Raw genomic sequence first — 10,901 nt, forward strand, 5'->3', positions numbered from 1 at the left:
GGCCGTTCACGCCGGGCAAACCGGGCAACTACACCTCGCAGTATTTCGATGACACAACCGGCCCGCTGTTCCCGTTCGGCTACGGTTTGAGCTACACCGATTTCAGTCTGAGCGACATGGCCCTGTCGTCGACCACGCTGAACAAGACCGGCAAGCTCGACGCCAGCGTCACGGTGAAAAACACTGGCAAGCGTGACGGCGAAACCGTGGTGCAGTTGTACATCCAGGACGAAACCGGTTCGATGATCCGCCCGATCAAGGAACTGAAAAACTTCCAGAAGGTGTTGCTCAAGGCGGGCGAACAGAAAGTCCTGCACTTCACCATCACCGAGGATGACCTGAAGTTCTACAACAGCCAGCTCAAGTACGCTGCGGAGCCGGGCAAGTTCAACGTGCAGATCGGCCTGGATTCCCAGGATGTGACGCAGCAGAGTTTTGAGTTGCTGTAACCCCGTGTGGACTGATCGTTCCCACGCTCTGCGTGGGAATGCAGCCCGTGACGCTCCACGTCACTGGACGCGGAGCGTCCCTGGAGCGGTTCCCACGCAGAGCGTGGGAACGATCTGGAATACGCTGCGGAACCGGGCGAGTTCAACGTGCAGATCGGCCTTGATTCCCAGGACTTGACGCAGCAGAGTTTTGAGTTGCTGTAATCCTGTGCGGACTGATCGTTCCCACGCTCTGCGTGGGAATGCAGCCCATGACGCTCCGCGTCACTGGACGCGGAGCGTCCCTAGAGGCGTTCCCACGCAGAGCGTGGGAACGATCTGGAATACGCTGCGGAACCGGGCAAGTTCAACGTGCAGATCGGCCTGGATTCCCAGGATGTGACGCAGCAGAGTTTTGAGTTGCTGTAACCCCGTGGGAACGATCTGGAGGATGTTCTTCAGATTGGGGTCAGCCCCTTCGATCCAACAGATTCACCACCAACCGATCCACCCATCCCCAGGCCCGTTGCTTGATTCGCTTCCAAAGGGGACGGCGTTGCCAGGCTTCCAGGCTGACTTGCTGGCTCAGGGCAAAATCCTTTTCGAAACTCGCCGCCACGTCCCGGGTCAGTCCAGGGTCGAGCGCTTCGAGGTTGGCTTCCAGGTTGAAGCGCAAATTCCAGTGATCGAAGTTGCACGAGCCGATGCTCACCCAATCGTCGATCAACACCATTTTCAGGTGCAGGAAGCACGGCTGGTACTCGAAAATCTTCACCCCGGCCTTGAGCAACCGCGGGTAGTAGCGATGCCCGGCATAGCGCACGGAAGGGTGATCGGTACGTGGCCCGGTCAGCAGCAGGCGTACGTCGACGCCACGGCCGGCGGCACGACGCAATGAGCGGCGGACCTTCCAGGTCGGCAGAAAGTACGGAGTGGCCAGCCAGATACGCTTCTGGCCGCTGTTCAGTGCGCGCGTCAAGGATTGCAGAATGTCGCGGTGCTGACGGGCGTCGGCGTAGGCGACGCGGCCCATGCCCTCCCCTGTGGCGGGCACTCGGGGCAGACGCGGCAAGCCGAAATGCGCCGCGGGTTTCCAGGCGCGGCGATGACGGTTGGCGATCCATTGGCGATCGAACAGCAGTTGCCAGTCGAGCACCAGCGGGCCGGTGATTTCCACCATCACTTCGTGCCATTCACTGACGTCCTCGCCCGGCGTCCAGAACTCATCGGTGACACCCGTGCCGCCGACCACAGCCAGGCTTTGATCCACCAGCAGCAACTTGCGGTGATCACGGTAGAAGTTACCGACCCAACGCCGCCAGTTCAGACGATTGTAGAAGCGCAATTCCACGCCGGCCGTCGTCAGGCGCTGACGCAAGGTCAGGGTGAACGCGAGGCTGCCGTAATCATCGAACAGGCAACGCACCCGCACACCGCGCTCGGCAGCCTGGACCAACGCTTGCACCATGGCCTCGGCACAGGCGCCCGCCTCCACCAGATACAACTCCAACTCGACCTGTTCCTCGGCACGGGCTATCGCCACCAGCATGCGCGGGAAAAACTGCGGGCCGTCGATCAGCAGTTCGAAGCGGTTGCCTTCACGCCACGGAAAAATTGCCCCGGCCATGTCAGCGCGCCGTGAAAATCAGCACCGCACCCACCGGCACCGACAGACTGATGGCCGATAAACCGGCGACCTTGCGCAGTGCTTCCAGCCCCGGCGCCAGATCAAAGTCTTCGGCGTTGATCACCAACGGCTCCAGCGTCACCACCTGGAAGCGCCGGTCATCCAGGCGCGTCGCCAGCAATTCGGCGTTGTAGGTGTGCTGTTTGCCATGCAGGTCGACCGTCAGCGGCAGACGCAATTCCAGTTGCGCGCCGGGGGCGAGGTCGTTGATCGGGCGCAGGTCGATTTGTGTGGAGATCAATGCTTCGGGAAATTTATCGATCTCGAACAGATTGTTGCGCATGCGCTCATCACGCAGCGGAATGCCGCTGTTGATCGAATCCAGTTCCACTTCAACCTGCGCCAGCCCTTTGGGATCGACTTTGCCATGCAGCACCAAAAAGCGCTGCACTTCGGAAACATTGGCGTTTTTGGTGCTGACGAATGACAGCCGCGAGGACTCGCCGTCCAGATACCAGTTGGCCTGGGCTGACAGCGAAGCGCCGGCCAACAGCACTGAAGCGAGGGTTTGGGTGACTGACCGCTTGGACATAGAGACTCGTGGGGGCAAGTAAACCTGTGCTGAACCTTAACCGGCCTGACACAGGTTGCAAGAAATGTGTTGCCTTGAGTCTCTAAACAGCCACAAGTTCCAATCAGGCCATCGCCTGCTGCACATCGCCAATGGTCGTGGCCAGGCTGTTGAGGTGCAGGCTCAGCACCCGTTCCACCGGCGCCTGATCCATCGGCCAGTGCAACGCCATGCTGCCTACCAGCCGGCCGTCGGTACGGATCGGTAAAGCCACCGCTCGAATCAGAAACGGCAGGCGCACCGGGTATTCCCAGTAACCTTCGGTGCGCTGGCCGAACCCCTGGTGCAACGCCGTTTGCGAAGCGTTGAACAGCGTCTCGTCATTCAACCACTCACGCTCGGCCAGACGTTCTACTTCATGGCTGTCCAGTTCTCCCAGGCAGGCCCGGCCCATGGCCGAATGAAACAGGCTGGCGTGCTGGCCGACGATCTGGCAGTTGTTCGGATAACGCTTGCGTAGCACCGTCGGAATGGCGCTTTCCATGACCTCGATCCGCTCGCCGTCGAAACACGACAAGTCCGCCACCAGCCCGGTGCGTTCGCTCAATTCCAGCAACAGCGGCGCGGCGTTTTCCACCAGCCGCCGCTTGAAACGCTGCTGGCTGTCGCCATACAGACGCTTGGCGCACAAGCGGTAACGCCGGTCGCTCAAGCCGCGGTAGATCCAGCCCTGCTCCTGCAGGGTCAGCAACATCCGTGACGCTGTGGACTTGGGCAGGCTCGTCAGGTAATGCAATTCCTCCAACCCCAACGCCTGATGCTCACCCAGCAATTCGACGATCGCCAGAGCGCGCTCGACGGAACGTACATTGCCGGTTTCTGCCTTGCTCTCCATAGGTTCGAACTCCCTAAGCCCGTATCGCTGCTCTTTTACAAAGCACAGCAAGATGCGGGCCTGTCCGCCAGGCTCAAGAGTTTTGCAGACAACCGGGCGGTCGGCGCTTGACCCATTGGGTGAGTTGCTCGTGTGCATACGCCAGTTGCAGCACCGCCAAGTCAGCCTGGGCCGGGCCAATGATTTGCAGCCCCATCGGCAGTCCGGCCGGGTTGAAACCCACCGGCACGTTCATGCTCGGCAATCCGGCCAACGTCGGCCCGATGACCACCTCCATCCAGCGGTGGTAAGTGTCCATGCTCTGCCCGCCGACGACGCGCGGCCACGGTGTTTGTGCATCAAAAGGAAACACTTGAGCAGTGGGCAGCAACAGAAAATCGTAACGTTCGAACAATTCGTTCAAGGCCCGAAACCAGTCGCTGCGACTGACCGAGGCCTGGTAGACATCCGCTGCCGTCAGACGCAGCCCGCCTTCGACTTCCCATTGCGCTTCGGGTTTGAGTTGCTCGCGTTTGCGTGGGTCGGCGTACAACGCACCGAGGCTGCCTTGCACCAGCCAATGGCGATGGGTCAACCAGGCTTGCCACAGGCGTTCCATGGCGTAGTCCGGCTGACAGGCTTCAACCTTGCAGCCCAGTGCCGCAAAGTCGTGCAATGCCGACTCGCACAGGCTCATCACGCCTGGGTCCATCGGCAGGTAACCGTTATAGTCACCCAGCCATCCGACGCGAACATCGTTGAAATCCTGCGCCAGGGACTGATGGAAAACCTGCGGGTCCTGAGTCAGCGACAATGGCGCGCGCGAGTCGTAGCCGGCCTGCGTGCCGAGCAATCGAGCGACATCGGTAACGGTGCGGCCCATCGGCCCTTCGGTGGCCAATTGCTGGACGAACAGCTCCGGCGCCGGACCGTACGGCACGCGCCCCTGGGACGGACGAAAACCGAAGACGTTGTTGAACGCCGCCGGATTGCGCAGCGAGCCCATCATGTCGCTGCCATCGGCCACCGGCAGCATGCGCAACGCCAGCGCCACCGCCGCCCCGCCGCTGCTGCCACCGGCGACCCGTGTCGGGTCGTAGGCGTTGGTGGTGGTGCCGAATACGCTGTTGTAGGTTTGCGAGCCGAGGCCGAACTCCGGAACGTTGCTCTTGCCGATGATGATTGCGCCACTGTCGCGTACCCGCGCAACACTGATGGCATCGTGTTGCGGGACCTGTTCGGCGAACAGTGGCGAGCCCATGGTGGTGCGCAACCCGGCGGTGGCGGCCAGGTCTTTGACCGCTTGCGGCATGCCGTGCATCCAGCCACGGGACTGGCCTTGATCCAGCTGCCGGTCGCAGGCGTCGGCTTCGCTCAGCAGTTCATCGTCCGCTCGCAGCGACACCAGCGCATTGACCTGCGGATTGAAGCGCTCGATCTGCGCCAGATACGCTTGCATCACTTCACGGCAAGACACCAGCCGCCCGTGGATGGCCCGGGACAGCGTAGCGGCGTCCATTTCTACAATCGGATTGATGCTCAAGGCTTCACCTCAAGGTTGAGTTCGACAGATCGCTTTGCCCGTGGTGCTTCCTGCATGCAGTAAGTGCCCAATAGCGTCAGCAGGCAAGCGAACAACACATAGAACGATGGCGCCACCGGCGTCGCCAGGACTTTGCTCAGCCAGGTGACGATCAGCGGCGCGAAACCGCCGAAGACCATGACCGCAACGTTGTAGGCCACCGATACCCCGGTAGAGCGCACTTCAATCGGAAACTGCTCGGCCAGTGCGGTCGGCGCCGGGCCGAAAAAGCCGCCGATCGAACTGCACAGCAACAGTTGCATCACCAGCAAGCGCTCGATGGAGGGGGCTGCCGCCACCCACACGTACAACGGATAGACCATCAGGAAAAACGCCAGGGTGAAGGCCATCAAAACCGGGCGTCGGCCGAGGCGATCCGACAATGCGCCGGACAATGGAATGACCACGGTCATCAACGCCACGGCCAGCATCTGCACCAGCAGCACCTGGTCCAGCGGCAAGCCGAGATTCTTGTGAGCGAAGGTCGGCATGTTCACCAGGACCACGTAGAACGACACAGTCGCACCGCACGCCAGGCCCATCGATACAAGAATGGCGCGGCGGTGTTCGCGGATCACTTGCAGCAAGCTTGGACTGGCGCCCTTGGCCTGTTTGCGCGCCTCAAGAAACTCCTCCGGTTCTTCCATGTGCTTGCGAATCCACAGCCCGACCGGGCCGATCAGCAAGCCGATGATGAACGGAATGCGCCAGCCCCAAAGGTCCAATGCCTCGGGGGTCAGCAAATGGGTGAACAACGCCACCATGCCGGCCCCGGAAAACACCGCCAGGCATTGCCCGACCAATTGCCACGAGCCATACAAACCCTTGCGGTGCGCCGGTGCGCTCTCCACCAGGAACGCCGTGGCACTGGCGTACTCGCCACCCGTGGCGAAGCCTTGCAGCATCCGCGCGACCACGATCAACAGCGGCGCCCCCATGCCGATGGCGGCGTAGTTGGGTGCAAAGGCGATCAGCGCGATGGACACGGTCATCAGGCGGATGATCATCTGCATCGCCGCCTTGCGTCCTTTGCGATCCGAATACATGCCCAGCAGAATGCCACCCACCGGGCGCATGAAAAAGCCGACGCCGAAGGTCGCCAGCGCCATCAGCAGCGAGGCGTACTCATCCTCGGACGGGAAAAATTGCCGGGCGATGATGCTCGCCAGAAAGCCGTAAACGATGAAGTCATACCATTCCAGTGCGTTGCCGATAACGGCGGCGACCACCTGCCGGGTGCGCGAAACGCCTGTGCTCGAAGTGTGCATGGGCAACTCTCCAAAAACCTGATGGGTAACGGCGGGCACGACGGCGCGCGCCCGGTCCAGCGGCAGTAGAAAGTGAGGAAATCAGGCCGGCTTGAGCCAGCTCTCGGTCAGCGCGCCCCAATACGCCGCGCCGGTCAGCAGGATGTCGTCGTTAAAATCATACGCGGGGTTGTGCACCATCGGCCGCGATACGCCATTGCCGATAAACAGGTAGGCGCCCGGGCAACGCTGGAGCATCCAGGCGAAGTCTTCGCTGCCCATGAGTTTTGGCGTGTTGCCGTCCACCGCATCGGCGCCGAGCAACTCGACAGCGACCTGACGGGCGAATTCGGTTTCGTTGGCGTGGTTGACCAGCACCGGATAGGCCGGACGATGCTCGATGCGTGAACTGCAACCAAAACTCCTGGCCTGGGATTCGATGATCGCGCGCACCCGTTCGAGGGTCTGTTCACGCACTTGTGCATTGAGTGCGCGCAGGCTCAGGCGCAGGATCGCCTGCTGCGGTATCACGTTGGCGGCCTCCCCGGCCTGCAACGCACCGACCGTGACCACTGCCGCTTGCTGCGCATCGATGTTGCGCGCCACCACCGTCTGCAAAGCCATGACCACGCTGGCTGCCGCCACCAATGGGTCGACCGCCAGATGCGGCATCGAACCATGTCCGCCGACGCCTTCGATGGTTACGGTGAGCAAGTCCTGCGACGCCATCATCGGCCCTTCACGAAAGCCCAAATGTCCGGCAGGCAGACCCGGCATGTTGTGCATGCCGAACAGCGCATCGCAGGGGAAACGTTCGAGCAGGCCATCGGCGAGCATGGCCTCGGCACCACCCTGGCCTTCTTCGGCCGGTTGGAAAATCAGGGTCAGGGTGCCGTCGAACTGCCGGGTCGCAGCTAGATAACGTGCGGCGCCCAACAACATGGTGGTGTGGCCGTCATGCCCGCAAGCGTGCATGCAGCCCTGATGCTGACTGCTGTAGGTGGCGCCGGTGTTCTCGATGATCGGCAGCGCATCCATGTCGGCGCGCAATCCGAGTTTGCGCGGGCTGTTGCCGTTGCGCAGGACACCGACCACGCCGGTCTTGCCGATCCCGGTGTGAACCTCGTAGCCCCAGTCAACCAAGGATTTGGCCACCAGCGCCGAGGTGCGGTTTTCCTCGAAACCGAGTTCGGGGTGGGCATGGATGTCCTGGCGGGTGGCGTGCAGGTCGCTGGCCACGTCGCTGAGCCAGGCAAGGATGTGCTGATGTCGAGTCATGACGATTTCCTCAGGCCGAGTGAATTCCCGTTCTTGTTGTTCGCTGTTCTTTTGTGGAGCGCGAGACGCATCAAAGGCAGGGGCTCACCGCCAGATAACCGCGAGTCGCGCACGAGGACAATCGAATGTGGTTCCACAGAGTGGAACCTGAGGGGAAAAAGCTTTGATGGCCAATGCAAAACCTTGTGGCGAGGGAGCTTGCTCCCGCTGCGCTGCGAAGAGCGGCGCTAGCACCTCAACCATGTTGTATCTGACATACCGAGGTTGCTGACTTTACGACTGCTGCGCAGCCGAGCGGGAGCAAGCTCCCTCGCCACAAAAAGCATCGCCGCACTCAGGGTGATAAGCGGCAACCCTGGCGCTCGCCGATCCACGCGGCGCTGTTGCTGCGGCCCATGCCGCTGACGGTGACGCGCTTGTCGAGGGTGTCATCGGTAAACCCGCTGGTGGGCAGCCACTGCTTCACATAACCACGGCAATAACCGGCGTCGTTGTTCATCACGTACCGGCACGAGCAATATTCCTTCGCGGTGTAGGCGCTGATGATGTCGGGGAATGCCCACAGAGCCACACGCTCGTGCCAGATCCAGCCCAGCAAGGCGAGCAGCAGGACCAATAGCAATGAACTGATCGGCCGGCGCCGGATGAAACCGCTCATGGTTGCACCTTCCCGGCAACGGCCTTCAGTGCGAGCTTGAGCAATTCGTTGTGACGATAGCTGCCGTCGCGGTCATCGCCGTAACGCACGATCACCAGTTTTTCGCTCGGAATCACGTACATCGCCTGGCCCCAATGGCCCAGCGCCGCGAACGTATCGACGGGCGCATCGGGCCAGGGTTGTGCCGCTCCGTCTGCTGCACGATTGAGCCACCAATGGCCACCGGGAACGGTTTCGTCCTGATGCGCGTGATAATTGGCGAACGGCTCGCGGTTGAAGGCGACCCAATCCCTGGGCAACAATTGTCTGTCGCCCCAACGACCGTCGCGGGCCATCAGCAAGCCGACTCGCGCCAGATCCCGCGCGGTCAGGTAGGCGTAAGAAGACGCGACGAACGTGCCGCTGGCGTCGGTTTCCCAAATGGCGTGGCGAATACCCAGTGGCTCGAACAAGGCTGTCCATGGAAAGTCCGCATAGCGATTAGCACCGACGATGCTTTTCAGCGCGGTGGACAACAGATTGCTGTCGCCGCTGGAATAGCGAAACGTCTGGCCTGGCGCCGCGTACCGGCCATGATCGGCAGTGAACGCGGCCATGTCCGCGTGACCTCGGGTGTAGAGCATCGCCACCACCGAAGATTTCAACGGTGCGTATTCGTAGTCTTCCTGCCAATCAATGCCTGAGGCCCAGTGCAACAGGTCGGCCATGCTCGTGTCCGGGTGTTTTTTCAGGGGCGGATAAAACCTCTGCACCGGGTCCTGGAGCTTGAACAGGCCTTCGCCGTACGCCACGCCCAGTACCGTGGCCATCAGGCTTTTGCTGATGGACCAGGTCAGGTGCGGCGTCTCGGCGGTGGTCGGCCCGGCGTAGCGTTCGTAGATCAACTGGCCATCGCGGATCACCAGCAAGGCATCGGTGCGCAGGCCTTTTCGGGTGCTGTCATCGCGCAGTGGGAAGGCATAGTTTTCCAGCGCCTCAAGTGCTGGGCCAGTCATCGCCGGACCGCTGGACCATTGCTCGGCGGGCCAGTTTTCGGCGTGGGCTGCGGGGCTCAGCAGCAGAATGAAAATCAGGGACCAGCCTTTGAACATGACAGGGGCTCTTGGGGGGTAACCCGCTGAGCCTAGTCGAGGATGATGACAGTCCCGGGATTTGTGTTGCCGATTAGACCGCCATCGCGGGCAAGCCTTGCTCCTACATGTCATGTGTGAACTTCGAAAACGCATCCATCCCGTAGGAGCAAGGCTTGCCCGCGATGGGGCCCTTCAAATCGCCGCCAAAGCCTTGGACAAACGCTTTACTCGCGCCCCGGCTGCCAGATCCATCACCGCTTGATCCCTCTGCCACATCGCCGCCCATTCCGCTGGCCCATCGGCCAGCGCTTCATTTACCTCAACCTTGAGCGCCTCGAACTGCGCAAACAACCCGCCGAGCAACACGTGCCCGGCCGCATGACTCGGCGCCTGACGGCTGGTTTCCGCACACCCGGCCAGCAACGCCAACAATCGTAATTGCAAGCTCTGCGGCCAGTCACAGTCCTGCCCGACGCCATACAGCCACGCCGTCATGGCGCTCAACACATAGACATCTTCCAGGGTGCGGAACGGTTTGACGTAAGCGTCCCAGCCATCACCGGCGAGCAATTCGCACAGCGCGTTTTCCAAGAATAAACGGCCGTGGCTGATCTCCGGCATCAACGGGAGCGGCGGCAGCTTTTCCACACGCACGCCCGGCTCATCCGGATAAACCACCGCCAGACTCAGACGCGGCTCGTCGCCAGGTGGCTCGCTGCGGGCGGCGATCAGCAGCCAGTCGGCGGCATCGCCGGCGGTGACGAAATCCTTGCGCCCGCTCAGGCGCAAACCGCTCAGGCGGGTTTGCATGTCCGCCGGGCGCAGGCTGCGCTGTTCGGTGGCGCACAAGGCTCCGAGGCTCAACGGCGCGCTCGGCCAAAGCATGCGCAGTGCCGCTTGATAGCCCACCAGAAATGCCAGTCCCGGTGTTGCCATCAAACGTCCGCCCGCTACCGCCAACTCGAATGGGGAAACGGCGCCCAGGTGATCTAACAAGGTCGTGAACCCTTCTCCCAGGTCGGGGTTGGCGGGCATGCGATCGCGGCGTTTCAACAGGGTTTGCCAGGGCATAAGAGGCTCCTTGTGGGCTGTCATATAAGCATCACCAAAGCTTCATGGCGATGACACCGGGGCTACATAGCCTGACTTTGCACAACAAGGCTGGATAAAGAAAGTCGATCCGCTGTAACCCAAAGACGGGTGAGCAGCCCGCACGGAGATTCGCCATGACTCAGATCGCCCGCATCAGCGATACCGGCAACGAACGCCGCCTGCAAGCCGAACGTCTGATAGGCGCCGAGGCTTTGCAGGAAGCTCAGGCCTTGCGTTTCAACGTGTTCAGCGGCGAGTTCAACGCCAAGCTCAAAGGCGCGGAACTGGGTCTGGACATGGATGACTATGATGTTCACTGCGCCCATATCGGCGTGCGTGACCTGAACACCGGGCGACTGGTGGCGACCACCCGCTTGCTCGACCACACCGCCGCCAGCAGCCTGGGCAAGTTCTATAGCGAAGAAGAATTCAGCCTGCATGGCCTGGTCCATCTTCAAGGCCCGATTCTGG

General features: G+C 61.6%; 11 protein-coding genes. 2 read left to right on the forward strand and 9 right to left on the reverse strand.

The window, feature by feature from the left end; translation table 11 throughout:
- On the forward strand, window positions 1–449 hold a 449-nt coding region (locus tag D8V06_RS14750; RefSeq protein ID WP_177434432.1), incomplete at its 5' end, for a fibronectin type III-like domain-contianing protein.
- Window positions 450–897: 448 nt separating this feature from the next.
- Here D8V06_RS14750 and D8V06_RS14755 read toward each other — a convergent pair.
- The 9 genes from D8V06_RS14755 to D8V06_RS14795 form a co-directional block, all read right to left on the reverse strand.
- Window positions 898–2,055 (reverse strand): phosphatidylserine/phosphatidylglycerophosphate/cardiolipin synthase family protein, encoded by a 1,158-nt coding sequence (locus D8V06_RS14755; RefSeq protein ID WP_130931205.1) that lies wholly within the window; start codon window positions 2,053–2,055, stop codon window positions 898–900.
- Between the two features lies 1 nt (window position 2,056).
- Window positions 2,057–2,647 carry a YceI family protein gene (locus D8V06_RS14760; RefSeq protein ID WP_056856075.1) on the reverse strand — a complete coding sequence of 197 codons (591 nt, stop codon included), beginning with the start codon at window positions 2,645–2,647 and terminating at the stop codon, window positions 2,057–2,059.
- 103 nt (window positions 2,648–2,750) lie between these two features.
- Complete coding sequence (locus D8V06_RS14765) at window positions 2,751–3,521, reverse strand: IclR family transcriptional regulator (protein ID WP_130931206.1); 771 nt, start codon at window positions 3,519–3,521, stop codon at window positions 2,751–2,753.
- Window positions 3,522–3,594: 73 nt separating this feature from the next.
- On the reverse strand, window positions 3,595–5,043 hold the full coding sequence (locus tag D8V06_RS14770) for an amidase (RefSeq protein WP_277751300.1): 1,449 nt from the start codon (window positions 5,041–5,043) through the stop codon (window positions 3,595–3,597).
- Window positions 5,040–6,350 carry a citrate-proton symporter gene (locus tag D8V06_RS14775; protein WP_130931207.1) on the reverse strand — a complete coding sequence of 437 codons (1,311 nt, stop codon included), beginning with the start codon at window positions 6,348–6,350 and terminating at the stop codon, window positions 5,040–5,042. Before D8V06_RS14775 ends, D8V06_RS14770 begins: the two co-directional genes overlap by 4 nt.
- 81 nt (window positions 6,351–6,431) lie before the next feature.
- A complete protein-coding gene (locus D8V06_RS14780) occupies window positions 6,432–7,607 on the reverse strand; it encodes a M20 aminoacylase family protein (protein ID WP_130907464.1) in 1,176 nt (391 codons plus the stop codon).
- A 334-nt stretch (window positions 7,608–7,941) separates the two neighbouring features.
- A complete protein-coding gene (locus tag D8V06_RS14785; protein ID WP_056856079.1) occupies window positions 7,942–8,265 on the reverse strand; it encodes a hypothetical protein in 324 nt (107 codons plus the stop codon).
- The gene (locus D8V06_RS14790) at window positions 8,262–9,356 is read right to left on the reverse strand and encodes a serine hydrolase (protein WP_130931208.1); all 1,095 of its coding nucleotides are present in this window, start codon (window positions 9,354–9,356) and stop codon (window positions 8,262–8,264) included. The genes D8V06_RS14785 and D8V06_RS14790 overlap by 4 nt, the downstream gene beginning before the upstream one ends.
- 174 nt (window positions 9,357–9,530) lie before the next feature.
- The gene (locus tag D8V06_RS14795; protein ID WP_130931209.1) at window positions 9,531–10,409 is read right to left on the reverse strand and encodes an acyl-CoA dehydrogenase family protein; all 879 of its coding nucleotides are present in this window, start codon (window positions 10,407–10,409) and stop codon (window positions 9,531–9,533) included.
- A 155-nt stretch (window positions 10,410–10,564) separates the two neighbouring features.
- Here D8V06_RS14795 and D8V06_RS14800 point away from each other — a divergent pair.
- Window positions 10,565–10,901: GNAT family N-acetyltransferase (locus D8V06_RS14800; protein WP_130931210.1), on the forward strand; the 337-nt coding region annotated here is incomplete at its 3' end.

Origin of the sequence: Pseudomonas sp. Sample_24 (assembly GCF_004307605.1) — a bacterium.
Classification (GTDB): Bacteria; Pseudomonadota; Gammaproteobacteria; order Pseudomonadales; family Pseudomonadaceae; genus Aquipseudomonas.

Bases quoted from the DNA above. Each gene is read 5' to 3' on its own strand.
- D8V06_RS14755 (WP_130931205.1), bottom strand. From the start codon at position 2,055: ATGGCCGGGGCAATTTTTCCGTGGCGTGAAGGCAACCGCTTCGAACTG.
- D8V06_RS14760 (WP_056856075.1), bottom strand. From the start codon at position 2,647: ATGTCCAAGCGGTCAGTCACCCAAACCCTCGCTTCAGTGCTGTTGGCC.
- D8V06_RS14765 (WP_130931206.1), bottom strand. From the start codon at position 3,521: ATGGAGAGCAAGGCAGAAACCGGCAATGTACGTTCCGTCGAGCGCGCT.
- D8V06_RS14775 (WP_130931207.1), bottom strand. From the start codon at position 6,350: ATGCACACTTCGAGCACAGGCGTTTCGCGCACCCGGCAGGTGGTCGCC.
- D8V06_RS14780 (WP_130907464.1), bottom strand. From the start codon at position 7,607: ATGACTCGACATCAGCACATCCTTGCCTGGCTCAGCGACGTGGCCAGC.
- D8V06_RS14785 (WP_056856079.1), bottom strand. From the start codon at position 8,265: ATGAGCGGTTTCATCCGGCGCCGGCCGATCAGTTCATTGCTATTGGTC.
- D8V06_RS14790 (WP_130931208.1), bottom strand. From the start codon at position 9,356: ATGTTCAAAGGCTGGTCCCTGATTTTCATTCTGCTGCTGAGCCCCGCA.
- D8V06_RS14795 (WP_130931209.1), bottom strand. From the start codon at position 10,409: ATGCCCTGGCAAACCCTGTTGAAACGCCGCGATCGCATGCCCGCCAAC.